Below are 26,006 nucleotides of genomic sequence, written 5' to 3'. Positions count from 1 at the left end.
GCACAAACTTGGCGATGACCGTCTCGCCGCCGGGCTTGGCGTCCGCGACAGGCTCCGGTGCCGTGCGGTCGCCGGGAACCAAGATCGCGCCGGCGCCAAGCGCAACCAGGGCTGCGCTTCCGGTCAGGACCGCCACCCGCAAACGGCTCCTGACGGTCAAGCCGCGAAGGCTCGGCACGGCTGCTACCGCCCTGTCCACGAGACGCCGCATGAGTCGAAAGCCCCCTTCATAAACTGTTTACCATAGCTCCCCGGTTAGGCCAGAAAAACGGCGTCGGCTTCGCAAACCGGCGCGTCTCCGGGGGCTTTCGCCACGCCCTGCGGCAACGTGCCCGAAATGTCCGGGGACCGCCCGCAGAGGCTTGGAAATGCTCTGACTTTTCACGCCCCGGTGGATAACGGGGATAATCATCGCGCGGCTAATGCGTGCCGGACGCGGTGATGTATCCTCCTAAATGTGAGTTGGCCGGTTGTGGAAGGTGCCGGCGGAGAAATCCGAATGCACCGGGAAATGATCGAAAGGCTCGCGAGGGCAAGGCAAGCCCGAGGTCGTCCAGTGCCATGGGCGGCTGAAGGCGGCGGGAAAGGTAGACGCGGAGTACCACGGTCTGGCGGTTTCGCCACAGTACCGTGAGGCGGAGCCGACAGGGTCCTTCGCGCCTATGATCCCACTGCCGATTGGTTTCAGCCCGGCCAGGGCGGGAGCCGCGTCGTAGCAACGCGACGGTAAATAAGGGCCGTGGTCAGGTCGCGGCGCTGGCTTTGTGGGCAACCATGGGGCAAAGCGCGGACCAAGGGGCCGAAAGGTCCCGCGGCGCCGAGCCAAACGTCCCGAACGGGCGCGCGGATCGACATCGCAACAGGGAGGCGGGGCCGCAAAGCTCCGCCTTTCTTGTTTTGTGCTTCCCTTTCACCCCTTTAGCTGTTCCCGCCCGGTCGATAAGATCGCGCCGCATGGGACCACCCCCCTCATATTCCGGACTGTTCGCGCTCGCCTTCGCAGCGGTGCTGCTCGCGAGCCTCGCCGCGTGCGGCACCGTAAGCAAATTGCAGGGCCCGAAGGATGGCGCCTCGTCGGAGATCGAGGCGCGCAACGTGCGGCCTGACGATCCGCTGGCAAGGCCGACGCAGGTGGGATGGACTTCGGCCCGCGCCACGCGCTGCGGGTTCGTCTTCAGTCCGCAACAGCTCCGCGCGAACTACCTCGCCGCGGAGTCCGCCTACGGTCACACGCCGCTCCAGATGCAGAAGATCGAGAAGGCCTACGACTACACGCGCGAGTCCGTGCTCGAAACCATCAACGACGACTCGCGGTACTGCAACAAAGAGCGGCTCGACGCGATCCGCGCCGACCTCAACCGCTATCTCGCGGGCAATTACAGCCCGACGGCGCGCATGGCGCGCTAGTTCTCCTTGCCGAGCGCGCCGTTGACCGGCGTTTGCGGCTTGGGCGCGGTGCGCAATGGCGGCGCGGGCTCGAGCTTCACCCTGGTGGCGATGCGCATCAGGAGCGTGTCGTCGACATCGCCCGCAAGCAGATAAGAAATGCCGTCTTCCGACCAGGCGACGGTACGGACCTCATCCACCTGACCTTGCGACAGCGTGGCCGACCCGTCCCCCTCGCCCTTCTTCGCGTAGAGCGCCAGCGGGCCCCCTTGGCGGCCGAGATAGAGAATCTGCGTGAGAGGCTGATCGCCGAAGCGCAACGCTTGTGCGCGCACGAAACGGAAGCCTTGCGGCTCGAGATTGGGGAGCTTGGGATTGGCTCCGAGAATCTGCGCCAGTTGGAAGGCCACGAAGTCGTAATTCGCTTGGCTCTCCAGTTCGACCTCCAAGGTCTGACGGCTGAGCAGCGCGTGCGCCTGCGCCGCCTCTTCGTGCCAATCTTTCGCGGCGGCTACGGGGTTCGGTGGACGTACCTCGAGCTGCGTCTCCGAGCCCAGACCGGGGAGCGACACCGGCCAACCGTAGCCTGCCGCGGCCGCGGCGAGCGCCGCGCCAATGCCGAGCACGGCGAGAGTGAGCTTGACCGCACGCCAGGAGATGCGAAGGCCGTCGTCTTGCGGTACCGGGACGGCGGAGACGTCTATCTCCTCACCGGCCAGGATCGCTTCGAAGGCCGCCTCGAGGCGCGCATGGGCGTGCCTCAGAGCATCGAGACGCGCGGCTAGAACGTCGTCCTGATCGAGAACCTTTTCCACCGCGCGGGTCTGTTTGCGCGCGAGTTGCCCATCGACATAAGCCACCAGGAGTTCGTCGCTGAGTTCGGTCATAGTGAGCCTCTGAGCCCTTCGGGATAGAGGGTTTCGACAATCGCCGCTGCGGGCGCCGGCGCCCGCGCGCTCAAACGGTCGGCAAGCGATGCGCTGATCCGCACGAGACGCGCGGCGATCGTCTCCGGCGAAACGTCGAGGATGCGGGCGGCGTCCTCGTGCTCGAAGCCTTCGCCGTAGACGAGAAGCAAGGTGAGGCGCTGCTGCGGCGGCAGCGCGCCGAGAAAGGCGATGACCGGCGCATCGAAGTAGCCGTCACCTTCCGGGTAGAACAACTCGCCGAAACGCGCATCGTCGATCTTGGCGCGCGCTACGGGATCGGCATGGTCGCGCAGCTCGTGCAGCCAGTGACGATAGACCTCGCCAAAGGCCCAGACATCGAGCGCCGTGCCGCGCTGATAGCGATGCTGCTCGGCGAGCATGCATCGGAGCGCGCGACCGAGCAGGCTCTTGCCTTCGTCGCGGGCACCGACCAGCACGTCGGCAAAGCGTTTCAGCCGGGGCAACATCGCAATGAGGCCCGGTCTTACGGTGTCATGGTAATCTTCTGCCTGCACGCCTCGCTCCCCGCCGCTTGGGTCTGTGCTGGCCGTCCCACGCGGGTCTCCCTCGCGAATCAAGAGGATAGCACATCCAGCCGAATGGGCGTGCGGCGGAGATTGGCTAAGTTGCCTAAAAAGCGCTTGCTTCGCGGGCCGTGCGTGCCCAATCTTTGCGCATGAGGGGGAATTACCCATGACGGTCGTACCCCGCGGCCCGGAGGCCGTAGAATCGCAAACTGCGGCTCCGCCGCGCGAGCGCGCAAAGGTGGTGCCTGTGGACGCCGCGTCCCATACCAAGGACGCGCCGGTCAACGCGGTCTCCGCCGGCCGCGGCCTTCTGCGCAGCCGTCTCGCGGGACGCATCGCCGAGCTCGCCGACAAGACGTCAAGTCAAACGAAGCAAGCCACCAAGGACGGCTTGGCGCGTGCCGCCGAATATGGGCGCGGCAATGTGCTGCCCGAGATCGAGCGCACCGGCGCGAAGCTCAAGGAACATGCGCGTCCCGAACGGATGAAGCAGGACTATCGCGAGTTCCTGCATTGGCTGCACGCGCGCGTGCTCGATCCGCCGAAAGAGCAACTCTTCTTCTCGCCGACCAAGGACCCGCTCGCGCTATCCGGCCTTACGATCGCCGGTGCTAATCGCCAGCACGGTCACGACTACCGGCCGACGCCGTGCCAATTGTTCGAGTGGGCGCTCGCCGGTGTCGACTACGATTTCACCAAGTTGACCTTCGTCGATTACGGCGCCGGCAAGGGCCGCGTGATGCTGCTCGCCGCCGAGCATCCCTTCGTCGCCGTGGCCGGTGTCGAGTTCGCCGAGGAGCTGCACGACAATGCGGAGATGAACATTGCGCAGTATCCGCGCTCGCGCATGCTCTGCCGCAACGTCGAATGCGTGCTGGAAGACGCGAGCCAGGTGGGGACACCGGACGGCGAGGCCGTCCACTACTTCTTCAACCCGTTCTCGCGTGAGGTCTTCGCCGAGGTCTTGAACAACATCGTGGTGTCGTACCGGCACAAGCCGCGGCGGCTCTATCTGATCCTCGTCGATCCGGTCGCGGTCGATCTCGTCGAGGCTAGCGGCGTGTTCACGCGCATTGAATTGCCCGCCCATGAGCGTCTCAAGGTGCGGCTGCTCAGCCCTTACGACGTCGCGATCTACCGCTCGCTCGCCTGAGGGGCCATTCCAAAGAAGACCGCTATTTCACGCCGAGCTTCTTCTGGAGGTTCGACGAGGACGTCGTGTACTGGAAGATCAGCTTCTTGTCCGGGTGCACATATTTGTGCGCCTGCTGCGCCATGAGCGCGGCCTCATGGAAGCCCGACAGGATCAGCTTCAGCTTGCCCGGATAGGCGTTGATGTCGCCGATGGCGAAGATACCCTTCTCGCTCGTCTCGAACTTTTCGGTGTCGACCGGGACCAGGTTCTCTTCGAGATTGAGTCCCCAATTGGCGACGGGGCCGAGCTTCATGGTGAGCCCGAAGAAGGGCAGCATGACTTCGGTCGGCTGTTCGAAGGTGGAGCCGTCGGGCGCCTTGACCGTGACGCCGGTGAGCTGAGCGTTGTCGCCGTGCAGCTCCGTCACCTGACCGAGCTTGAAAGCGATATTGCCGCTCTCGACCAGCTCCAGCATCTTCTGCACGGAGGCCGGCGCCGCGCGGAACTCTTGACGGCGATGCACCAGCGTCAGCGATTTGGCGAAGGGCTGAAGGTTCAAGGTCCAATCGAGCGCGGAGTCGCCGCCGCCGACGATGAGCACGTCCTTGTCCTTGAACGCGTCCATCTTGCGGACTGAATAGAACACCGAGGTGCCTTCGTACTGCTCGATGCCCGGAAGCGGCGGGCGCTTCGGCGTGAAGGATCCACCGCCCGCGGCGATCACCACGACCTTGCATTCGAACGTGGTGCCGGCGTCGCTGATGAGGCGGTAGCCCTCATCCGTCTTCTCGAGCGTTTCGACACGTTCGCTGAAATGGAACTCGGCGCCGAACGGCTTGATCTGCTCCATGAGCCGGTCGGTCAGCTCCTGGCCGGTGACGATGGCGAGCGCGGGCACGTCGTAGATCGGCTTCTCCGGATAGAGCTCCGCGCATTGGCCGCCCGGCCGGTCGAGAATGTCGATCACGTGAGCCTTCACGTCGACCAGGCCGAGCTCGAACACGGCAAACAGCCCAACGGGCCCTGCCCCAATAATGACCGCGTCGGTCTTGATCACATCCTCTGACATAGCGCCTCAGAACTGCTTTTCGGGAATCCGGACCTTGAGGCCATCGAGAGCCTCGGTCACCTTGATCTGACAGGAGAGACGGCTCGATGGACGAATGTCGAAAGCGAAATCGAGCATATCCTCCTCCATCTGCTCCGGCTGGCCGGTGGCTTCGCGCCACTCCTCTTCCACATAGACATGGCACGTGGCGCAGGCGCAGGCACCGCCGCATTCCGCCGCAATGCCGCGCACCGAGTTCTTCACCGCGGCTTCCATCACGGTCATGCCGGGCTCGGCCTCGACCGCGTTCTCGGTCCCATCAGGTTGAATAAAGGTGATCCTGGCCATGACGTTGGCGGGCTTGAAGGCTTGATCCGATCTCGGGAGCCGGGCTGTGTTGCGGGCTTTCGCGCGCGCCCGAAGAAGACGCGAGTGGGGCCGGCCCGCCCGCGATCCGTGTCTATAAGGCAATTGAATTTGAGACACCAGTGCCTTGCGGCGCGCTTCGGCCGAAAAACCGCCGCCTAGCGATCCTTGAGCACGGCGGCGATATAGGCCTCGGCCTCGCGCAGCGAAACCTCGATCTCGTCGATCCGGGCGGTGCGGAATTGGGTCAAGACATCGCCTTGGAGCGCTTCGGCCCGTTCGGCCGCCTGAGCCGCCCGCCAGGCCCCGACGGCCCGCGCGGTGCCCTTCAGGGAATGCGCGGCGTGCTTCCAGTCCCGGTCCGACATGGCTGCCCGCAATTGCTCCAGATAGAGCACCGACTGGGTGCAAAAGAGCTCCAGAACCTCACGCTCCAGCGCCCGCTCGCCGAGCGTATAACGGGCCAGATGGTCGAGGTCGACGGGCCGGGACGAGCGCTCGTATCCGTCTTCCGGCCCCGTAGGCCGTGCCGCGTGCTCGCCAGCCATGAAATGTCTCCCTGGAAAATCCTATCGCAGACCGTTGTTTGAGGCCCGATTGGGACGGATTCTTGTTGTGGCGGGCCGCGCCCGGGCGACTATGTGCTTGCCATGCAACCGGAAATCGTCGCCTGCGTGCAACAGCGCCCCCAAGTGTTACGCGATTCGCGCCGCGGACGCCTCAATTTCACGTTGCGCTCTAGGGGGTTAACGGCCGTTAACCCAAGCACTCGATTCAGCTTTTTTTAGCCCTAAAAATTCGTTAACGATGTTGGGGTGACGGGGAAAAAGCGTTGGGGGCTCTTCCGGTTAGGTTTCCGCCGGAAGTGATGCGGTTCCCACCATGCGATGCGCCGCAAAGTTGCGGGTCTTAAAGTCTTACGGCGCAGAATTTCTCCTGTTCTGAAGTCTAGTGGTGCGAGGAACGCGTGATGGCGCAGGAACAAGCGAAGTCGGCCCCGGAAAAAGCGACGCCAGACGACAAGGACGAAGTCAAGGGCCCCCTCGAAGCGATGATGCAGGGGAAGTCCAAGGGGAAGGACGACGGTCCCACCCTGCCCCGGCGTTCCAGCCTCGCCGACCGGCTCAAGGCCGAGCAGCGCAAGCGCGAGGAGCCCAAACGCCAAGAGCCTCGCCAAGAACCTCAGCGTGAAGAGCCCCGCCGCGAAGAAATGCGGCGTGAGGACGCCCGGCCCCAGACCCTCAAGGCACCGCAAGAGGACGCCAAGCCGGCCGAGATGCCTGAGAGTTCAGGCGCCGCGCCCTCGCCCAGGCATCTGACCCGCACGCGCCGCCCCGCGGGCCCGCCCCCGCAGCGCCGGCTGTCCGCACCCGCCAACGACGACATTCCTTCCATCGGCGGGCTGATCTTCGCCCTGCAGCAGAGGCCCGCGCGCACGCCGTTTCTCATCGCGTTGGGCGCCTCCGTCGTCTGGTTCGTCATCGGCGGCTTCTTTGCCTATGGCGTGATCTCCAACCAGGCGGCGAGCGGCGGCTATTTGAGCGCCCCGGCCTTGGCGGCGACCGCCTCCATCCTGGTGCCTATCGTCATCTTCTGGTTCCTCGCCCTCCTCGTTTGGCGAGCGCAGGAGCTCCGTCTCATGGCGTCTGCCATGACCGAGGTCGCCGTGCGCCTGGCCGAGCCAGACAAGCTGGCCGAGCAGTCCGTGGCCTCCGTGGGCCAGACCATCCGCCGTCAGGTGGCGGCAATGAACGACGCCATCTCGCGCGCCATCGGCCGGGCCTCCGAGCTGGAGGCCATGGTGCACAACGAAGTCGCGGCGCTGGAGCGCTCCTACGGCGAAAACGAGCTTCGTGTCAGGAACTTGATCAACGAGCTTGCCACAGAGCGCGACGCCCTCACCAACAACAGCCAACGGGTCAGCGAGGCGCTGAAGGGCGTGGGCGCGGCCGTGGCACGCGACATCGCCAATGCTTCCGGCTCGATCGACAAGAAACTCGCCGAACGTGGCACGCAGCTCACCGAACTCCTGGTGACCCGCTCCAGCGAAGCGGCCGAGCAGGTGCACAAGGCCCAGGCCAAGGTCGCCGAGCACGTGCCCGGTCTCCTCGAGCGCCTGACGAAAGAGCAAGGCCGCTTGACCAAGGTCATCGACGGCGCCACCCAGAACCTCACCGCGCTGGAGAAAACGGTGGCCGAGCGCACGACCGCTCTCGACAAGACCATGAAGGAGCGCACCGAGGCCCTCCAGGGCTCGCTCGCCGAGCGCATCAAGGGCCTTGAGTCCACCGTGGCGCAGGGCGCGATCATGCTCGACAAGACGCTGGGCGATCGCACCGAGGCTTTCAACGCGGCGATCACCCAGAATGCCGGCGCTCTCGACAAGACCATGAAGGAGCGCACCGAGACGTTCATGGCGGAGATCGGCCAGAGCACCCAGGTGCTCGACAAGGCTCTGAAGGACCGCACGGACACATTCACCGGCCTGGTGGCCCAAAGCGCCGTGACGCTCGACAAAACGCTTGGAGACCGGACGGCAGCCTTCACCAACGTCGTCGCCGAGGGCGCCGTGACGCTGGAGAAGACGCTCACCGACAAGACCAACGCGCTCACCGACGTGGTCGCCGAAAGCGCGGTGACACTCGACAAGACGCTTGCAGACCGGACGGCCGCCTTCACCAATGTCGTGGCGGAAGGCGCCGTGACGCTGGAGAAGACGCTCACAGATAAGACCAGCGCGCTCACCAACGTGGTCGCCGAAAGCGCCGTCACCCTCGACAAGACACTTGCAGACCGGACGGCCGCCTTCACCAATGTCGTGGCGGAAGGCGCCGTGGCGCTGGAGAAGACGCTCACCGACAAGACCAGCGCGCTGACCAACGTGGTCGCGCAGAGCGCCGTCACCCTCGACAAGACTCTTGCCGAACGGACCGAGGCCTTGAGCGCCGCCGCCGCCGAAGGCACGGAGAAACTCGACAAGACCCTTGCGGCGCGGACCGAGGCCTTCACGGGCGTGGTGGCCCAAGGTGCCGTCACTTTCGAGAAGACCCTTCAGGAGCGGACAGACGCCCTCGCCGCCGCGGTCGAGAACCGGACAAGCGCCGTGGACAAGACGCTGAGCGATCGCACCGCGCAGTTCACCTCAGCGGTGAACCAGGGCGCCATCGCGCTCGACAGGACGCTTGCCGAGCGGGCCGACAGCTTCACCAAATCCCTGCTCCAAAAGGTGCAGGGCCTGGAAAGCGCCATCACCCAGCAAACCGAGTCTCTCGAGAAGACCATGGGCGAGCGCGCGCAGCTCGTGATCACGGCGCTCGCCGAGCGGCTCAAGGCGATCGATGCCACCTTCGGCCAGCGCACGGCCGAGACCGACAAGATGCTCGGCGAGCATACGCGCCTGGTCGACGAGACCTTCGGCAGGCAGACCGCGCAGCTCAACGAGGTGCTCGCCAACAACTCGCAGTTGATGCAGCAGACCGCCGAGCAGGTCGGCGCCCAGTCCAAGGAAGCGGTGGGCATCCTGACCAGCCAGACCGGCAATCTGCGCGAGGTGTCAAAGGGGCTGCTCGAACAGATCCACGGGCTCACCCAGCGTTTCGAGAGCCAGGGCCAGGCCATTCTCACCGCGGCCAAGGCGCTCGACTCCTCGAATGCCAAGATCGACTCGATCCTGGAAGGCCGGCACCAATCCATCATCGCCCTCCTGCACACGGTCAACACCAAGGCGCAGGAGCTCGACGGCATGATGGGCAACTACGCGGGCATCGTAGAAGGCGCGCTGACCCAGGCCGAAGCGCGGGCCAAGCAGGTGACCACCGCTCTCGGCCGCGACACTGCTGGCCAGGCGCAACAGGCGCTCGCCCAGATCGAAAAGCTGCGCGAAGAGGCGCAAGCTCATACGGCGCGCGCCGTCACCGACCTCAAGGGCAGCTTCGAAACGGTCATCACTCAGATCGGCCGGCAGCTCGAGCAGATGCGCGGTCAGTTCGACCATACCTCGCGCGGCATGCGCGAGGCGGCGCGGCAGACCGCGACCGACCTCGATGCGCTCCGCCAGGAAATGCAAAAGCGCATGGACACCCTGCCCGAGCAGACCGCTCAGGCGACCGCCGCGATCCGCAAGGCCCTCAACGATCAGTTCCGCGAGATCGAGGCGCTGACGCCCGGCCTGTCGCGAGCGGCCGGCATGAGCCAAGGGGGTATGGGCCAAGGCGGTATGGGCGGCGGCAATCCTTATCCCCAGCCCGCCCCGCAGCCGCAGCCTGCGCCCTTCCCGCCGCGCGCGGAAGAGCCCCGGCCCGCCGGCGGCGACTACGGCCTGCCGCCAATGCCGCGCTTCGATGCGCGTGGCCATCCAGTCTCCGGACCTTACGAGACGGCCGATCTCGATCGGAACGCGGGCGGTCTGGCGCAGCAGCTTTCGCACGCACCGGGACGCGGCGGCTGGACGCCCGCCGAGCCTTCTCGCGGTCCCGCAGCGAGCGGCGCCGGTCAGCTCCGCATCGACGAGCTGTCGCGCGCTATCGACAACCGCACGGCCGCGGACGTCTGGTACCGCATGCGCGCGGGCGAGCGCGGCGTGCTCGGCCGTCACATCTACACCTATGAGGGTCAGACGACCTTCGACGAGATCTCGGGCCGCTACGACCGCGACGGCGAGTTCCGCAATACGGTCGACCGCTACATCGCCGACTTCGAGCGCCTGCTCGCGGAAGCCGAGCAGTCGGATCCTGCCGGCAACATGCTCCAGAACTACCTGACGTCCGAGACCGGGCGTGTCTATCTCCTGCTGGCGCATGCGAGCGGTCGTCTGCGTTAAGATCAAGAGGCGTCAAGAGAGCCGTAAGGCTCCCCCACGAAACGGCCCCCTCCTCCAGAAATGGAGCGAGGGGGCCTTTCGTTTGCGGATTCGTTTCAGCGCTTTGGCGCGCGCCGTTGAGACCGGGCACAGGCATAAACTCTTCAAAAAAGTCGGTCCCAGCCCCTCCCGTTAACGGTCCGTTAACTATGGTGGCCATTTTATTAACTAAATCAAAAGGGGGACCGACAAACAGCCATGGCCGCCGCCGCACCCAAGCCGTCCGCAACGACAGCTCAGCCGTCCCGCTCCTTCACCTTCCACGGTCGAACGTTTCTCGCCTTCGTCCTCAAGCCTGAAATGCCCACCGGCCGATGGCTGGCCGAGGCGGATGCCTGGCTATCCCGCTCCCCAGGCTTCTTCGCCGCCAAACCGGTCGTCGTCGATGTGTCGCGGTTGCTGCTGACCAAGGGCAAGCTGGCCACGCTGGTTGCCGACCTTGGATCGCGGGGAATCCGCGTCATGGGTCTTCTCGGCGCCGACCCTGCCTGGGTCGACGACGATCTTCCGCCGGTTTTGGCGCCTGGCCGGGCAATCGACCCCGAAACGACGCGCGAGAAGGCTCCTGCTGCACAAGCACCCCCAGAGCCTGCGCCCTCGTCTCGCGTCATCGACACGCATGTCCGCTCGGGCCAGACGGTGTTCCAAGACGGCGACCTCACCATCATCGGCTCGGTCTCTTCGGGTGCCGAGATCGTCGCCACGGGATCGATCCACATTTACGGAGCCTTACGGGGCAGAGTCTTGGCCGGCGCGGACGGAAACCAGGCGGCGCATATCTTTTGCCGCCGGCTTGCGGCCGAGCTTGTGGCCATCGACGGATATTACCGCATGGCGGAGGATCTGCCCCCGAGCCTGCTCGAGAAGCCCGCTCACGCGTGGCTGAAAGACGGCATCCTAACAATCAAAGCCCTCGACTGAGGCAAAGGAGGAATGCATGGCGCAGGTCGTCGTAGTGACATCTGGAAAGGGCGGGGTCGGCAAGACGACGACGACTGCCGCGCTCGGTGCGGCACTTGCGCAGACCGGCGAACGCGTCGCGGTCGTCGATTTTGACGTGGGGCTCCGCAATCTCGATCTCGTCATGGGCGCGGAACGGCGCGTCGTTTATGACCTGATCTATGTGACGCAAGGTACCGTGAAGCTGTCTCAGGCCCTCATCCGCGACAAGCGGATCGAGACGCTCTACCTGCTCGCCGCGTCTCAGACGCGCGACAAGGACGCTCTGACAGACGAAGGGGTCGAGAAGGTGATCGCCGAACTGCGCGAATCGTTCGATTGGATCATCTGCGACAGCCCCGCCGGGATCGAGCGCGGCTCGACGCTCGCGATGCGTCATGCCGACGTTGCCGTAGTGGTAACGAACCCAGAAGTCTCCTCGGTGCGCGATTCCGACCGTATCATTGGGCTGCTCGACGCAAAGACGGACAAGGCTGCGCGCGGCGAACATATGGACAAGCACCTTCTGATCACGCGCTACAACCCGGTGCGCGCGGGCCGCGGCGATATGCTGAATGTCGACGACGTCATCGACATTCTTTCTCTTCCGCTGCTCGGCATCATCCCGGAAAGCGACGAGGTCTTGCGCGCTTCGAATCTCGGTTCGCCCGTCACCATCAATAATCCGAAAAGCGCGCCGGCGCGCGCCTATGGCGACGCCGCGAGACGGCTCATGGGCGAAGACGTGCCGATGGCCTTCCCCACCGACCGCAGCGGCATTTTCAGCAAGCTGTTCGGAAGGAAAGCGGCATGAGCTGGTTCATGCCATTCAGAAGGCGGAAGTCCGCCTCGGTCGCTCGGGAGCGTCTCCAGATTCTACTGACGCATGAGCGCGGGGCCGACAACCATTCCGACTTGATCCCCCTTCTGAGGGAAGAGGTGCTCGCCGCGGTCGCGAAGCACGTCACCGTGGACGTGGACAAGGTTCAGGTGAAGATCGACCGGGGGAAGGAGATTTCGCTGCTCGAAATCGACATCGAGCTCCCTTGCGATCCTGAGCGCAGCCCAGTTAAACGGCGCGATCGCACGTCACGGGCGGCACGCTCACAGCGCCTCGCCGTCACCCCAGCTCACTAGCCTTCTGGCGACGCGGCAGCGACGTCTTAGCGTCCCGGGCCCTGACCGAACCCTCGCGCGGAGGGAGAGGACTCGGACGAGCTTCCCGGCGGTTTCGAGCCGCGCAGCAAGAAACCCGTCGGGCTCTGTTCGAACTTCTCGAGGATCCGGTTGAGGGTGACGGCCGCACGACGCGCTTCCTGCATGGCCGCGCTGAAATCCTGCATGCCTTGCTTCGCCTGCTGGGTCAGGACGTCGACGTTCTCGTCGAGCTTGCCGCCCAACTCGCTAAAGGCCTTGGCCCCCTCATTCAGCTCCGTGATGGTCTGACTGATTTCCTCATCCTTGCTGCTCAGCATGGCGGTGAACTCGTTGACATTGGTCATCGTGCTGTTGACGGCTTCTTCGTTCGCGGCGACGAGGTCGTTCAAACGCTGGATGAAGGCATTGGCGCTGTCGAGGGCGGCGGGCGCGGCATCGAACAGCCCTCCCGTCGCGCCGCGGGCGGCCTGGATGGTCGGAATGGGATCCTCGTCCGTCGCCACCAGAAGCGGCGAGTCCGGTGTGCCGGGCGAGATCTCGACGCCTTTGCCGCCGGTGAGGCCGAGGGACTGGATCTTGGCGCGCGAGTCCTCCCGCACCGGCGTGTCCTCATGCACGCCGACCACAACCTGCACCTTGCGCCCATCGGTGGGATCGAGCGCGAAAGTTTGCACCTCGCCGATCTTGATGCCGTTGAAGGAGACGCTCGATCCGGAGGTGAGACCCGACACGGAGCCTTCGAACACGATGAGATAGCGCTTGCCGCCGCCCGCGAAGTTCGTGATCCAAAAGATGAAGATGAAGGCGAAGGCGAGAGCGCCCAGAACGAAACCGCCGATCATCAAATAGTTGGCCTTGGTTTCCATCGACCCTCAACAACCGTCAGGCGTCATTCGCGATCAGCCGTCGTTGCTCGGTGGGGCTCGCGGCGCGTGCCCGCTCCCCGCAGAAATATTCCTGGATCCACGGGTGATCGGGCCGGCTCTGTAGTTCGGCCGGCGACCCCGTCCGCACGATCTTCTTGTCCGCCAGAACGGCCACCCTGTCGCACACCGTGAAAATGGTATCAAGGTCGTGGGTCACCATATAGACCGTTAGGCCAAGTGTCTGTTGCAACTTGCGAATTAGGTGATCGAAGTCGGTGGCGCCGATCGGGTCGAGGCCCGCGGTCGGCTCGTCCAGGAAGACGATCTCCGGGTCGAGCGCGAGGGCGCGGGCGAGGCCGGCGCGTTTGCGCATGCCCCCGGAAAGCTCCGAGGGAAACTTGTGGGCGGCGTTGGGCGGCAGGCCGACCATGGTGAGCTTGAGGAAGGCCAGGTCGTCCATCATGGCCTGCGGCAGATTCAGATGCTCGCGCATCGGCACCTGGATGTTCTGCAAGACCGTGAGCGAGGAGAACAGCGCGCCGTCCTGGAAGAGAATGCCCCAGCGCTTTTCGATTTCGAGGCGGGCTTGCGGCGTGAGCGTCTTCGCATTCTGCCCGAACAGCCCGACGTCGCCCTTATCCGGCGTGACCAGCCCGGTGATGACCCGCATCAGCACCGACTTGCCCTGCCCCGAACCGCCGACAATGGCGAGGATCTCGCCGCGATAGACGTCGAGGCTGAGCGACTCCCAAATCTGATGGTCGCCGAAGCTCTTGGCGAGCCCGCGCACGGAGATGACCACCTCTCGTCCGTCCGTGCCGGTCACACCCCAATCCCCGACAAAAACATGGCGAACACGGCATCCAGGATGATCACCAGGAAGATCGCCTTGACCACCGCGGAGGTGACGTGGCTGCCGAGGGACTCCGCGCTGCCCTCCACCCGTAAGCCTTCGAGACAGCCCACAAGGCCAATGATAATCGCGGCGAAGGGCGCCTTGATCATGCCGGCCATGAAGTGCTGGAAGTCGTCCGCCTCGTGCAGCTTGTCGATATAGGTCGCCATGTCGATCCCAAGCACGCCGAAGGCCATGACGCCGCCGCCCGCGAGCGCCATGATGTCGCCGAGAAAGGTGAGCAGCGGCAGCGCCACGACGAGCGCCAGCACGCGCGGCAGCACCAGCGTGTCCATGGGATCGATGCCGAGCGTGCGCATGGCGTCGATCTCCTCGCGCATTTTCATCGAGCCGATCTCCGCGGTGAAGGCGGAGCCGGAACGGCCGGCGACCATGATGGCGGTCAGCAGGATGCCCACCTCCCGCAGCGCCAGGATAGCCACCATGTTCACGGCGAACGGTTCGGCGCCGAACGGTCTCAGCTGCACCACGCCTTGCTGCATGACCACGGCGCCGATCAGAAAGCAGATCAGCGCGATGATCGGCAGGGCGCGTAGCCCCGCGTGATCGAGATGATGAAAGAACGACGTGGTGCGGAAGCGCCACGGCTGCTTGAACAGCCGCAGGAACGCGGCCGTGACCTCGCCGAGAAACGCCGTGAGCTGGAGCGCGTCCTGCCACACGCTGGTCACGCCCCTGGTCGTGTTGTCGACCAGTTGTTGCAGCGGTCCGACCTTCTCGATCTCGGGCTTCTTGGCTGCCCCGCGGCGATGCACCTCCTCGATGAGAATGCGGAAGCTTTCGGTGGCGCCGGCGTAGTGGGTGCGCAAGCCGCCTTTCTGCCAGGCCCTGGCCGTGCGCTGCAGAAGCCAAGCGCCGGCGGTGTCGATCTCGGCGATCCCGGCGATATCCATCTCGCCCGTGAACTCGGGCGTCGGCGGAATCGGAACCCGCAAGCGCTTGAGCGCCTTGTCCAGATCGGCCGCCTCCGCGACCGTCCAAGCGCCGGTGGCGATCAGCCGGAAGGTGGTTCCGCGCAGCTCGACGCGAAAACCCGGAGCACGGGCTTGGGTCGGCAGGACGAGCTGGTGGTCGCGCTTGAGCATGGAAGGGCTTAGCTTGGATCGTGCTGTAAGCTTTCAGGCGCCCGCCGCCGTTTAAGTGCTTACGTTTTAGGACGAAATCACGGGAGAAATAAAGGCGTTATGGGAGGCGCATCAAAGGCCGGTGGAGGCGCAATCGCGGGCCTGAGCCTCGCCGTCCAGGTGGAGCGCTGGCCGATCAAGGGTAGCTTCACGATCTCGCGCGGCTCAAAACAGGAGGCCGTCGTGGTGGTGGCCGAGATTGGCGACGGCCGCAACAGAGGCCGCGGCGAGTGCGCGCCTTATTTGCGCTACGGCGAAAGCGTGGACGGCGTGGTGGCGGCCATCGAAGGGACCCGCGAAGCTTTGACCGAAGGCCTGGACCGTGCCGGCCTCGCAAAGCGCCTGCCGCCCGGCGCCGCCCGGAACGCGCTCGACTGCGCCCTGTGGGACCTGGAGGCGAAACGCACGGCAAGAAATGCCGCCGCCCTGGCCGGTCTCCCACCCCTCCATGAAGTCCCCACGGCGTTTACCATCTCGCTCGCCGCCCCCGAGACCATGGCCAAACAGGCCGCAACCGCGCGAGGCTTTCCGCTGCTCAAGTTGAAACTCGGCGGTGAAGGTGATGCGGAGCGTCTCTTGGCGGTCCGGGCCGCCCTGCCCGAGACAAGGCTGATCGCCGATGCCAACGAGGCCTGGCAACCCCATGAAACCGAGTCGCTTCTGGCCACAGCCTCCGAGCTCGGCGTGGAACTGGTGGAGCAGCCGCTGCCCGCCGGAAACGACGCCATGCTCGCGGCGATCGAACGGCCCGTGCCCGTATGCGCCGATGAGTCCGTGCATGACCGCGCCTCGCTCGAAGCGCTCGTGGGCCGCTACGACGCGGTCAACATCAAGCTCGACAAGACGGGCGGGCTCACCGAGGCGCTCGCCACGGTGCAGGAGGCCCGGGCGCTCGGCCTGAAGGTGATGATCGGCAGCATGGTCGCCACCTCGCTGTCCATGGCGCCTGCGCTCCTTCTCGCCCAGGACGCGGACTGGGTGGACCTCGACGGGCCGCTCCTCCTCGACCGCGACCGCGAGCACGGGCTCGCTTACGAGGCGGGCATGGTCTTTCCGCCCTCGCCCGCGCTGTGGGGCTGACGCTAGAGACTTTCGATGACGTGCTTGAGCTTGTCCTGCACCTCGCCCGCCACTTCGGCGAGGCCGGGATTGTCGATCGCCTGCATGGAGGCGGCGGGGTCGACGGCCGAGACCTCAACACGGCCGCCTACACGTTCTTGCACGATGACATTGCAGGGCAGCATGGTGCCGATCTTGTCCTCGAGTTCGAGCGCGCGATAGGCGAGCTTCGGATTGCACGCCCCGAGAATTCTATAAGGCCGGAAGTCAGCGCCGAGCTTTGCCTTCATGGTCGAGGCGACGTCTATATCCGTCAGCACACCGAAGCCCTCAGCCTTCAGCGCGTCGGTGACGCGCACGATGGCCTGGTCGAAGGGGATATCGACAGTCTTGGAAAAATGATAACCCATCGCCGCTCACATCATCCCGCAACCGCCACCCAATAGTTTGTCGGCCTTTTCCTTTTGCGCGTCCGTGAGCACGGCGTAGAGACCTTCGACCGCCGGCCTGAGGGCTTTTAGGCTCTCGAGCTTGGCTTCAGTCGCCTTGATGCGGGCATCCATGCGCTCCACGGCGTTACCGCTCTCCTTGGCTTTCATCATGGCCTCTCGCGCGTCTTGCATGGCGGCATGGCGCGCCCTGACGGCCTCGGCGTAAGCGTTCCAGGCGTCGGTCTGTGTTTCGGTGATCTCAAGATCAGCTTTGATGTAAGCAAGATGCGCTTCCATCATCGGGCGCGAGTGCATCATGTCCTTGCCCATCATGCCTTTGCCCATCATCGGGCAACCCATCTTGCCTTTGCCGTCGGCCTTGCCGTTCTGCCCCATCATGCCGCGGCCCCTCATGCCTTTGCCTTGGCCGCCTTGCTCCATGCGGCCTTGGCCCATCATCCCGCCGGGACCTTGCTGGCTGTCCTGCTGAGCCGTCCCACCGTGGTGGGCGCCGTGATCGGACGTCTGAGGTTGACCTTGCTGCGCCAGCGCCACGGAGCTCATGAGCGTCGCGGCGGCCAGCAGACCAATCTGTATCGTCCTACGTATATTCATTGGGGTTCTCCTTCATTGTTCAATCCGGTGGCGGCGGAATATTCCGCCGTCACCGCCGATCAGAAGCTGTCCCTAATCCGCCGAATCATTTCAGTCGCCGAGCACGCGGCGGCGCTCGTCGAACTCGTCCTTGTCAATCTCGCCACGAGCGAAACGCTCTTTGAGGATGTCGAGCGGCGCGCGGCCCTGCGTCTGTTGGCCCGCGCCATGCCCCGGCCCGGCGAGCCAGCGCACGAGAACGACCGCGACAGCAATGGACAGGGCCAGCACCAGAATGAAGAACAGTGGACCGAGTACCATGCCGAAACCCCACATCATGTGATGGCCATAGCCGTACCGATCACCATCGGACGGCATTTGCGCCCACACCCAGCTCGGCACAACCGCTAGGGACGCGCCGGCGGCAGCAAGGGCTGAAATCCAAAGCCTTCTCATTGGCCTACTCCTTCATCAGCAGTAACGGCCGCTCCGAGACCAATAGCGTAGCCCCCTTGCCGCTCTTCCGCCTTGAGACGGATCAATCCTATGCCCTGGTGAGCGGCTCTGCCGCAGGGGGCACGTGCTCGGTCTCGTCCACGACGAGACCGCCCTGCCAGCGCCGGCGCAAGCTGAACGCTGCGCCCGTCCCAAGAGCCGCCAGCAGCGCCATGACGGCATAAGCCTCGCCGCCCAGCAGGCGATAGAGCGGGCCGCAGGCAAGAGTCACCGTGCCGAGGACGATGCCCGCCACCACGGCGGCGTAAAGGCCTTGCGCCGTGGCGGCGCGGTCCTCCGGCACCGCGTGGGTCAAGAAATGGATGGCGGCGAGATGCGCGGCGCCGAAGCTCAGGGCGTGCAGGGTCTGGAGCAGCCCCGTCGCCCAGAGCGGGGGATCGAAAGCCATGAACGCCCAGCGCAGCGCGGTGGCGAGCCCGGCGAGCACCAAGAGCCGCGTGCTGCCCGCATACGCCATGACCCGCCCCGACATGGCGAACAGCGCCACCTCGGCGATGACACCGATGGACCAGAGCACGCCGATGGTGCCGCCCGAGAAGCCTTGCGCCTGCCAATGGAGCGAGCCGAAGGCGTAAAGCAGCGCGTGGCTTCCCTGGATCAGGCTAGCGGCGAGCAGGAACAGCAGGAAGAGCGGGGCGTGGGTAAGCGCGAAGCCGTCCCTCAGGCGCAAGCGCCGCACCGGAGCCGCGTTGACCTCGCCCCTCCCCCCAAGGTCACGAGGTACGAGATAGGAGCCCACCACCATCAGCGACGTCGCAATCAGCAGCATGGGCAGCACCGCGCCCGGCCCCGACAGCTGAATGACGAAGCCGGCCCCGAGGCTCGCGGCAATGAAGGTCAGCGAGCCCCATAGACGCACGCGGCCGTAATCGAGCCCGTTCTTGCGGATGCCGCTGATCGCCACCGTCTCGATCAAGGGCATGATCGTGGTCCAGTTGATGGCGAGAAGGATGGCGGCAAGGAGCATCTGCCAGAAGCCGGCCGACAGCCATAGCAGCACGAAGGAGGCGAGCGAGCCCCAGGCCAGCGCGATGAGGATCAGACGCCGGCTGCCGAGCCGGTCGGCGGCGAAGCTGATGGCCGGTGTGAAGACGATGCGGACATAAAGCGGCGTCGCCAGCAGGATGGCGATCTGGTCGGCGTCGAGCGCGCGCCATTTCAGCCAGACCGGCAGGTAGGGCAGATAGCACCCGACCACCAGGAATAGCGCGGCATAGAGAAAGCCGAGGCGCCAGGCGAGGGACGGCCCCACGACGGCTGTTGAGGCCTGGCTTACCATGGTCGTTAACGAATCCCCTGCCCTGCGGCTGCTACGTTCGGGCCTTACGCCGAATCAGATAGCTTCGCCATCACCATGCCGGAACGTGCGCCACGCGGCGCCCAATCATTGCAGCAAAGCGCGGCGCTGCCCCAGCAGGGGTTGGCGCACGACTATGCCGCCATCGAGGCGACCTTGCGCGATTCTCCGCTCGGCCGCTGGTTCCTCGCCGAATACGCGCGCCGCAACCGGACGCCCGAGACGCAATTGCTGCTCGACGCCATCGCCAGGCTCGAAGCGGCGGTGCTCAAGCCGCAACGGCGGACCGGTCTTTCGGACATTCTCGCCGAGCTCGCGGATATCAGCGCGGCGATTACCCGCACACGGCGCGAGATTGCCCAGCTCCGCCCGCCTCAGGCCTTCGACAAGCGTCTCTCAAACGCATCCGAGGAGCTCGACCAGATCGTCGGGGCCACGGAGACGGCCACGTCCGAGATCCTGTCGGCTGCTGAGGACGTGCAAGAGGTGGCCTGGACGCTTCGGGAGAAGGGCGTGGACCCCGCGTTCTGCGACCGGCTCGATCGGCACGCCATCGATATCTACACGGCGTGCTCGTTCCAGGACATCACCGGGCAGCGGACCGCCAAGGTGGTGCGCATGCTGCGCCATGTCGAACAGCGCATCCACGCGATGATCGGCGCCTGGGATGCTGGGGCCGCCGCGCGCAAGGAGGAGACCGCGCCCGCGGGGCCCCTCACCGAGGAATACGACGACCTTCTGAACGGTCCGCCGAAGGACGGCGATGGCCTCAAGCAGCACGACGTGGATGCGATGTTGACGAAGGGCCGAAGCGCCGAGGCCGCGCCCAGCCGGCCGGAGGGCTCCCACCAGCCGGAAAGCTCCCGGTTCGAGCGGCCGGAACCGCTCACCCTCTCCGAGCTTCACGCGGTCAAGCGCGCCGCCCTGTTCGGCTAGCTTTTTTCCACTTTATTTTTGAGAAACTTAGCGCGCTAGGTGCGACAAGTTGGCACGTCCAGTCTTGAAAAGATAATGCCCGCTAACCATCTCTGGGTGGACGCAAGTTCCCCCAACAAGCGTCCCCCAAACTGACGCATGAAAATGAAGCGGCCCGGTTTCCCCCCAACCGGGCCGCTTTCTTTTTGGGGGTCTCGGCCCGCCGCCGGCGCAAGCGCGGCAAGAGCCGGCGCCGTTCGGGCAGTCCCAGATTGTGGGCCGCGAGCACGTTCTCCAGGAACTCCTGGGCCGAATTTTCCCAACTGTAATTGAGCGCATGCGCCCTGGCCGCGCCGCGGTCGAGCTCCAGCGCGCGAAGCGCCGCGGCCCTGAGATCGGTGTCGATCGCGCCGGCCGCCGGGTCCGTGAGCACGTCCTTCGGCCCATAGGCCGGGAAGGCCGCCACGGGCACGCCGCAGGCCAAAGCCTCCAGAAGCACGAGGCCAAACGTATCGGTGAGGCTCGGAAACACGAACACGTCGGCCGAGGCATAAGCCTTGGCCAAGTCCTCGCCCTCTTTCGGGCCGGTGAACAGCACATCCGGATAGCGCCGCTCGAGTTCGGCGGCCTGTGGGCCGCCGCCCACGACCACCTTGCGGCCGGGCAGATCGAGATCGAGAAAGGCCTTGATGTTCTTCTCCACGGCGACGCGGCCGACATAGAGGAAGACCGGCTGCTCGCCGAACAAACGCACATTGCGCGGCTTGAACAGATCCACGTCGACGCCGCGGGTCCAGCGCATCATGCGCTCGAAACCCTTCGCCTTGAGATCGGCCTCCACGGAAGGCGCGGCGACGAACAATCCCGCCCCGCTATTGTGGAAGCGCCTCTGGAAGGCGTAGCCCCAGGACTCGGGAACCGGCAGCCGGGCCGAGAGATATTCGGGAAAGCGCGTGTGATAGCTCGTGGTGAAGGGTCGCTTCATCTTGCGGCAATATTGCCGCGTCATCAGGCCGATGGGCCCCTCCGTGGCGATATGGATGAAGTCGGCCTGCGCCGCCTCGATATGTCGCGCGATCGTGCGCGGCGTGGTGAGCGCCAGCCGGATCTCGGGATATGTGGGACAGGGAAGCGTGCGGAATTGAGAGGGGGCGAGGAAGCTGGCTTCGGCGCCGAGCTTCGGAAGTTCAAGGGCGAGCCGCTGATAGGTGCGGACAACGCCATTCACCTGGGGATGCCAGGCATCGGTCGCGATGAGGATGCGCATCAAGCGGCAGCCTCAAGCTCCTTGGCCGGGGCGTCGGCCCCGCGCACGCCCGTGTGCGGATTCCAGCGGATGATTTCGAAGATTCCTTCCTCGGTCTCGGCCACGGCGGTGCAGCTTTCGACCCAGTCCCCGATGTTGATGTAGACGACGTCGCCGACCTGACGCATGGCGGCGTGATGGATATGCCCGCAGATGACCCCTTGCGCGCCGTTGCGCCGGGCTTCCTGCGATAAAGCCTGCTCGAATTCGCCGATATAGTTCACCGCGCGCTTGACCTTGTGCTTGAGATAGGCCGACAGCGACCAATAGGGCATGCCGAACCAGCGGCGCACGACATTGAGATGCGTGTTGAACCAAAGCGCCATCGTGTAGCTCCAGTCCCCTAGGAAGGCGAGCCACTTGGCGTACCGCACGACCACATCGAACTCGTCGCCATGCATGATGAGATAGCGCCTGCCGTCGGCGCCCGTGTGGACCGTCTGGCGCTCGATGGCGATGCCGCCGAATTGGGAACCGCAATATTCGCGCATGGCCTCGTCGTGATTGCCCGGGATATAGACGAGCTCGGTGCCTTTGCGGACCTTGCGCAGCAGCTTTTGCAGGACGTCGTTATGGGCTTGCGGCCAATAGATGCCGCGCCGGATGCGCCAGAAATCGACGATGTCGCCCACGAGGTAGATGCGGGGCGCGTCGTGGCAGCGGATGAAGTCTAGGAAGGCTTCGGCTTGGCACGCCTTGGTGCCAAGATGGATGTCGGAAATAAAAAGCGCGCGATATTGCCGTATTTCGGGCTCGTTTGTCGCGTCGTCTTCGATCCGAGTGTTCAGCACGATAAATCGCGACTTAAGGTGATTTTGTATCAGGGTTGTGACATCCGCAGTCGCCTAGGTTAATGGGGCAGCGCGCATGACAGCCCCGGGGCTGGCTGGGGCTTGGGCTTCGGCCGTCTTTGGGCTAACAACCAAGCGGTGCTTAGAGCGGGGGGTTTGGATGATCGACAAAGACGGCCTGATTCATGATGCGGGGCGCTCGCTGGTAGCCGAATGACAGCTGGGTTCGGACTGGAGAAGCTTGGCCTCGTTTCCCTTCGCTATCCCTGGATATGCCTGGCGATCGCGGTCCTCGTGACCCCGATCCTGGCGTTCGGGGCGAGCCAGCTACAGTTCTCGAGCGACATCCGAGAGATTTTCCGGTCGGGCGACCCGGCGTTCGACCAGCTCGACATCGTCGAAGAGCGCTTTCCCGACGTCCAGCGCGACATCCACGTCGTCGTGTCCTCGGACAAGCCCTTCGATCTTGAGGACTTGAAGGCGCTCAAGGAGCTCGACAAAGAGCTCGCCGCGCTCGCTGGCGTACGAAGCGTCTTGTCGATGTTCTCGGCGATCCAAGAGCCCGAAGAGGGCGCGGAGCTCCAACCGTTATTTCCGGACGACTTGGACACGATCGAGAACTGGGACGCGCTTCGCGGGGAAGCGACGGAAAATCCTCTCGTGGCCGAGAAGCTCCTGTCCGATGACGGCAGCCTGGCCGTCTTCTCCGTTTCGCTGACCGAGAAAAACCGGAGCGAGGAGACAGACCGCCGGCTTGTGGGCGAAGTCCGAACCAAGGCCGAGGAGGTTCTGGCGGGCACTGATCTCAACCTGGCGCTGACCGGGCTTGCGGTGATGCGGATCGAGATCGTCTCGTCCCTCGCCCGCGATCAGAAGATCTTCCGGTACCTGGCTCTCGGGGTCTCGCTGGTGATCGCTTGGCTGTTCTTCCGCAGACTCGCGTTCGTGGCTGTCGCGGGCATTCCCGCCGTCGCCGCGGTGATATGGCTCCTAGGCGGCATGTGGCTCGCAGGGCAGGAGATCAATCTTCTGACCGGCGTCGCGCCGACGATCGTGCTCGTGATCGTGTTCTCCGACTGCCTGCATCTGCTCTTTTCAGTGCGAAACGGCGTCCGGGCCGGGGCCGATCTCGAGGCTGCCATCGACAGGGCCGTCCGCCGCGTCGGACCGGCCTGCGTACTCACCTCGCTCACCACGACGCTGGCTTTGGCATCCCTGATCTGGATGCCGCATCCCTTCGTGGCCAATTTCGGCATTGTCGCGGCGTCGGGCACGGCGGTCGCGCTTATCGGCACGCTTATTCTCGTACCCCCATTGGCGCTGCTGTTCTTGCGGAGCTTTGCCCGCGAAAATCAGCAACAGGTCGAAAAGAACAGTGTCCTACGGGGCATCGACACCGTGTGCCACGTGGCGGCGGACGCGGTGACGATCGCGCCGCGCGCCATCACGGCGGTGGGCGTTCTGCTCGTCCTCGCCGGCGGGTTCCTCCATCTCCTCAACGAGCCGCGCTACAGCTATGCGAGCAACCTGCCGCAAAACCATCCAGCGCTCGCCGGTCTCAACGCCGTGGACAGCAAACTCGCCGGCGCCAACGCTCTGCTCGTCGCCCTCGTTTGGCCGAAGGACTATCATTTGATGTCCTTCCACACGTTGGACGTCATCCGCAAGGTGCACGCCACGCTGGCGCGCGAGCCGGCGCTGGGCGCCATAACCTCGGCGCACACCATCGAGGAATGGCTGGGTGGCGGTGTGGAGGGCGAGGACCGCCTGATGGAGTTCTTGGAAGGTGCCCAGGACACCTCGCTGGTGAAGGGGCTGGCTTCGCTGGACGAGAATTCCGTGCTCGTCACGGCCTGGTTCGGCGAACTGACGTCCGATGAGTTGGACCCCATGATGGACCGGCTGGAGCGGCGCCTGAACCGCATAGCGGAAGAGGACCGCAGCAAGGTGGAGATCTCCGTGACCGGCATCGTACCGGTCACCGCGCGGGCCAGCCATGAAATGATCGAGCTGCTCAACCGCAGCCTGATGATCACCGTCGGGATGATCCTTGTCCTGATCGCGCTCGCCATGCGGTCGGTCGGAGCGGGCCTGGTCAGCATCCTGCCGAATCTCTTCCCCCTCGCGATGGGCGGCGCCTATCTCTATCTGGTCGGATGGGGGCTACAGTTCACGAACCTGGTCGCCTTCACTGTCGGCTTCGGTATCGCCGTCGACAGCACGATCCACGTGCTCAACCGCTATCGGCTGGAGAAATCGGACGAGGTCGATTTGGACTCGGCGCTGCGCCAGACGATCACTGCGGTCGGCCCCGTGGTCATCATCAGCACGATCGTGCTTGCCGCCGGAATCGGCACGAGCCTCTTGAGCGAGCTGCCCATGGTCTCGCTCTATGGCACGATCGTGGTCATCGTGCTGCTCGCCTCGATGGTCGGCGCCCTGCTGTTCCTGCCCGCTCTTATGGAGACGGTCGAAGGCTGGCGCAGAAAATCGAAGTTCTTATCCAAGGCCCTAGGCTAGCGACCCCTCGATGAAGGCCAGGAGGTCGGCGGCGCTCCGCCTGATCGTGGATGGCGGGGTCACGCCGGCCATGACGGGTTGAGGCGCGAGTGTCTCCTGTTGTCATGCCCGCGCAGACGGGCATCCAGTAACCCCCCTGATCTTCGCGATAACGTCGTGCCGTGGTACTGGATCGCCCGATCAAGTCGGGCGATGACAAGTCATGGTGACCCCACCCCTCAAAGACCGACTCCAATCCGCCCTCGGCTCGGCCGTCGTCGAGAGCCAGCCAATGAGCGTCGGCTTCGGGCTGACCGGGCTCATCGTGCGCCTGGAAGACGGGCGGCGGCTGGCGGTCAAGGCGCGCACGCAGCCCCAGAACACAGGCGCACATGCTGGGCCGAGCCTCGAGCTCGAAGGCTTCATGCTGTCGGAGCTCAAACGGCTGTCCGATCTGCCTGTGCCGCAGGTGCATGTGGCCGCGCCCGATCTTCTGGTGATGGATTTCATCGACAACGATGGCGGCCCGATCACGCCGGCCGTCGAGCGCGATGCGGCGCGGCTGCTCTCCGCCCTGCACGCCACGCCGCGTTCGAGCTTCGGCTATGGGAGGGACACCCTGATCGGTCCCTTGCCCCAGCCGAACCCTGAAAGCGCGCGGTGGATCCCGTTCTTCCGCGACCACCGTTTGATGCACATGGCGCAAGCCGCCCACGACGAAGCCCGGCTGCCGGCTCACCTCTTCGGGCGGGTCGAGCGGCTCGCCGCGCGCCTCGACGACTATCTATCGGAGCCGCCCTTCCCGAGCCTGCTCCACGGCGATCTGTGGACCGGCAATGTGCTCGTGCGCGGCGACGCGATCGCGGGCTTCGTCGATCCGGCGATCTATTTCGGACACCCCGAGATCGAGCTCGCCTTCACCACCATGTTCGGCACGTTCGGGCCGGCGTTCTTCGCGGCCTATGAGGAGCTATCCCCGATTGCGCCGGGCTTCCACGATCTGCGGCGGGATCTCTACAATCTCTACCCGGCGCTGGTGCATGTCCGGCTGTTCGGGGCGAGCTATCTTGGGGGCATCGAGGGCACGCTTAAGCGGCTCGGGCTCTGACCCGTCTCCGGCACGTAATGGCGCATCATTCGACGCGTCATGTGCGCATGATTGCGTGGTAATCGCGCGCCTATTGCGCGGGGCCAAAAAAGAACCGGCCCGGGCAAGCCGGGCCGGTCTTCCCTGCGAAACGAGCCGAACGCGAAAGGCTTGCGCCTTTACTTGCGGGCTTCGGCTCGCCCCCCCCATTATGTTCCTGAGCCGTCCAATTCTTGGTCTTGCTTCAGGTCCCTGCTCT

General features: G+C 64.9%; 25 protein-coding genes. 10 read left to right on the top strand and 15 right to left on the bottom strand.

The genetic code is table 11. The features are described 5' to 3' along the window. A partial coding sequence (locus ACSLE4_RS09470; protein WP_435904214.1) for a hypothetical protein occupies positions 1-211 on the bottom strand: 211 nt, incomplete at its 3' end. Between the two features lie 743 nt (positions 212-954). Here ACSLE4_RS09470 and ACSLE4_RS09465 point away from each other — a divergent pair. Beyond that, a complete protein-coding gene (locus ACSLE4_RS09465; protein WP_435904213.1) occupies positions 955-1,407 on the top strand; it encodes a hypothetical protein in 453 nt (150 codons plus the stop codon). Here ACSLE4_RS09465 and ACSLE4_RS09460 read toward each other — a convergent pair. After that, positions 1,404-2,273 carry an anti-sigma factor family protein gene (locus ACSLE4_RS09460; protein WP_435904212.1) on the bottom strand — a complete coding sequence of 290 codons (870 nt, stop codon included), beginning with the start codon at positions 2,271-2,273 and terminating at the stop codon, positions 1,404-1,406. The two genes, ACSLE4_RS09465 and ACSLE4_RS09460, sit on opposite strands and share 4 nt — an antisense overlap. Then, positions 2,270-2,830, bottom strand: coding sequence for a sigma factor-like helix-turn-helix DNA-binding protein (locus ACSLE4_RS09455; protein ID WP_435904211.1), 561 nt, complete (start codon positions 2,828-2,830; stop codon positions 2,270-2,272). The genes ACSLE4_RS09460 and ACSLE4_RS09455 overlap by 4 nt, the downstream gene beginning before the upstream one ends. 178 nt (positions 2,831-3,008) lie before the next feature. Between ACSLE4_RS09455 and ACSLE4_RS09450 the strand changes: the two genes are divergently transcribed. After that, complete coding sequence (locus ACSLE4_RS09450) at positions 3,009-3,995, top strand: class I SAM-dependent methyltransferase (protein ID WP_435904210.1); 987 nt, start codon at positions 3,009-3,011, stop codon at positions 3,993-3,995. A gap of 22 nt (positions 3,996-4,017) precedes the next feature. Here ACSLE4_RS09450 and ACSLE4_RS09445 read toward each other — a convergent pair whose 3' ends face one another. The 3 genes from ACSLE4_RS09445 to ACSLE4_RS09435 form a co-directional block, all read right to left on the bottom strand. After that, positions 4,018-5,046 carry an NAD(P)/FAD-dependent oxidoreductase gene (locus tag ACSLE4_RS09445; RefSeq protein ID WP_435904209.1) on the bottom strand — a complete coding sequence of 343 codons (1,029 nt, stop codon included), beginning with the start codon at positions 5,044-5,046 and terminating at the stop codon, positions 4,018-4,020. A gap of 6 nt (positions 5,047-5,052) precedes the next feature. Further along, a complete protein-coding gene (locus ACSLE4_RS09440; RefSeq protein WP_435904208.1) occupies positions 5,053-5,373 on the bottom strand; it encodes a 2Fe-2S iron-sulfur cluster-binding protein in 321 nt (106 codons plus the stop codon). Positions 5,374-5,549: 176 nt separating this feature from the next. After that, positions 5,550-5,939, bottom strand: coding sequence for an Hpt domain-containing protein (locus ACSLE4_RS09435; RefSeq protein ID WP_435904207.1), 390 nt, complete (start codon positions 5,937-5,939; stop codon positions 5,550-5,552). A gap of 422 nt (positions 5,940-6,361) precedes the next feature. Here ACSLE4_RS09435 and ACSLE4_RS09430 point away from each other — a divergent pair, with 422 nt between their 5' ends. The 4 genes from ACSLE4_RS09430 to minE all read left to right on the top strand — a co-directional run bounded on the left by ACSLE4_RS09430 (position 6,362) and on the right by minE (position 12,325). Then, positions 6,362-10,210 (top strand): hypothetical protein, encoded by a 3,849-nt coding sequence (locus ACSLE4_RS09430; protein ID WP_435904206.1) that lies wholly within the window; start codon positions 6,362-6,364, stop codon positions 10,208-10,210. Positions 10,211-10,447: 237 nt separating this feature from the next. Beyond that, positions 10,448-11,170, top strand: a complete 723-nt coding sequence (gene minC, locus ACSLE4_RS09425) for a septum site-determining protein MinC (RefSeq protein WP_435904205.1) — start codon at positions 10,448-10,450, stop codon at positions 11,168-11,170. A gap of 16 nt (positions 11,171-11,186) precedes the next feature. Beyond that, positions 11,187-12,002 carry a septum site-determining protein MinD gene (gene minD, locus ACSLE4_RS09420; protein ID WP_435904204.1) on the top strand — a complete coding sequence of 272 codons (816 nt, stop codon included), beginning with the start codon at positions 11,187-11,189 and terminating at the stop codon, positions 12,000-12,002. Then, a complete protein-coding gene (gene minE, locus ACSLE4_RS09415; RefSeq protein ID WP_435904203.1) occupies positions 11,999-12,325 on the top strand; it encodes a cell division topological specificity factor MinE in 327 nt (108 codons plus the stop codon). The genes minD and minE overlap by 4 nt, the downstream gene beginning before the upstream one ends. Before the next feature lie 26 nt (positions 12,326-12,351). Here minE and ACSLE4_RS09410 read toward each other — a convergent pair whose 3' ends face one another. The 3 genes from ACSLE4_RS09410 to ACSLE4_RS09400 are packed head-to-tail and all read right to left on the bottom strand — an operon-like array spanning position 12,352 to position 15,213. Beyond that, the gene (locus ACSLE4_RS09410) at positions 12,352-13,212 is read right to left on the bottom strand and encodes an MlaD family protein (RefSeq protein ID WP_435904202.1); all 861 of its coding nucleotides are present in this window, start codon (positions 13,210-13,212) and stop codon (positions 12,352-12,354) included. 16 nt (positions 13,213-13,228) lie between these two features. Then, entirely contained in the window at positions 13,229-14,038 is an 810-nt protein-coding gene (locus tag ACSLE4_RS09405; protein ID WP_435904201.1) for an ABC transporter ATP-binding protein, read from the bottom strand. Then, entirely contained in the window at positions 14,035-15,213 is a 1,179-nt protein-coding gene (locus ACSLE4_RS09400) for an MlaE family ABC transporter permease (protein WP_435904200.1), read from the bottom strand. The genes ACSLE4_RS09405 and ACSLE4_RS09400 overlap by 4 nt, the downstream gene beginning before the upstream one ends. Before the next feature lie 99 nt (positions 15,214-15,312). Between ACSLE4_RS09400 and dgcA the strand changes: the two genes are divergently transcribed. Further along, positions 15,313-16,332, top strand: a complete 1,020-nt coding sequence (gene dgcA / locus ACSLE4_RS09395; RefSeq protein WP_435904199.1) for an N-acetyl-D-Glu racemase DgcA — start codon at positions 15,313-15,315, stop codon at positions 16,330-16,332. A 2-nt stretch (positions 16,333-16,334) separates the two neighbouring features. Here the strand turns inward: dgcA and ACSLE4_RS09390 are convergent, their stop codons facing one another. The 4 genes from ACSLE4_RS09390 to ACSLE4_RS09375 form a co-directional block, all read right to left on the bottom strand. Further along, positions 16,335-16,721, bottom strand: a complete 387-nt coding sequence (locus ACSLE4_RS09390) for a DUF302 domain-containing protein (RefSeq protein ID WP_435904198.1) — start codon at positions 16,719-16,721, stop codon at positions 16,335-16,337. A 6-nt stretch (positions 16,722-16,727) separates the two neighbouring features. After that, on the bottom strand, positions 16,728-17,357 hold the full coding sequence (locus ACSLE4_RS09385; protein WP_435904197.1) for a Spy/CpxP family protein refolding chaperone: 630 nt from the start codon (positions 17,355-17,357) through the stop codon (positions 16,728-16,730). 90 nt (positions 17,358-17,447) lie between these two features. Next, entirely contained in the window at positions 17,448-17,792 is a 345-nt protein-coding gene (locus ACSLE4_RS09380; protein ID WP_435904196.1) for an SHOCT domain-containing protein, read from the bottom strand. A gap of 88 nt (positions 17,793-17,880) precedes the next feature. Next, complete coding sequence (locus ACSLE4_RS09375; protein ID WP_435904195.1) at positions 17,881-19,131, bottom strand: MFS transporter; 1,251 nt, start codon at positions 19,129-19,131, stop codon at positions 17,881-17,883. A gap of 75 nt (positions 19,132-19,206) precedes the next feature. Here ACSLE4_RS09375 and ACSLE4_RS09370 point away from each other — a divergent pair, with 75 nt between their 5' ends. Continuing rightward, positions 19,207-20,085 carry a hypothetical protein gene (locus tag ACSLE4_RS09370; protein WP_435904194.1) on the top strand — a complete coding sequence of 293 codons (879 nt, stop codon included), beginning with the start codon at positions 19,207-19,209 and terminating at the stop codon, positions 20,083-20,085. An 82-nt stretch (positions 20,086-20,167) separates the two neighbouring features. Here ACSLE4_RS09370 and ACSLE4_RS09365 read toward each other — a convergent pair whose 3' ends face one another. Beyond that, the gene (locus ACSLE4_RS09365; protein WP_435904193.1) at positions 20,168-21,331 is read right to left on the bottom strand and encodes a glycosyltransferase family 4 protein; all 1,164 of its coding nucleotides are present in this window, start codon (positions 21,329-21,331) and stop codon (positions 20,168-20,170) included. After that, complete coding sequence (locus ACSLE4_RS09360; RefSeq protein ID WP_435904215.1) at positions 21,331-22,158, bottom strand: UDP-2,3-diacylglucosamine diphosphatase; 828 nt, start codon at positions 22,156-22,158, stop codon at positions 21,331-21,333. The genes ACSLE4_RS09365 and ACSLE4_RS09360 overlap by 1 nt, the downstream gene beginning before the upstream one ends. A gap of 216 nt (positions 22,159-22,374) precedes the next feature. Here ACSLE4_RS09360 and ACSLE4_RS09355 point away from each other — a divergent pair, with 216 nt between their 5' ends. Continuing rightward, positions 22,375-24,681 carry an efflux RND transporter permease subunit gene (locus tag ACSLE4_RS09355; protein WP_435904192.1) on the top strand — a complete coding sequence of 769 codons (2,307 nt, stop codon included), beginning with the start codon at positions 22,375-22,377 and terminating at the stop codon, positions 24,679-24,681. Between the two features lie 202 nt (positions 24,682-24,883). Further along, positions 24,884-25,768 (top strand): fructosamine kinase family protein, encoded by an 885-nt coding sequence (locus ACSLE4_RS09350; RefSeq protein ID WP_435904191.1) that lies wholly within the window; start codon positions 24,884-24,886, stop codon positions 25,766-25,768. The last annotated feature ends 238 nt before the right edge of the window (positions 25,769-26,006 follow it).

The sequence above is a fragment of the Methyloceanibacter sp. genome (assembly GCF_051306395.1).
Classification (GTDB): Bacteria; Pseudomonadota; Alphaproteobacteria; order Rhizobiales; family Methyloligellaceae; genus Methyloceanibacter.
This window is presented reverse-complemented; position numbering and strand designations above follow the sequence as displayed.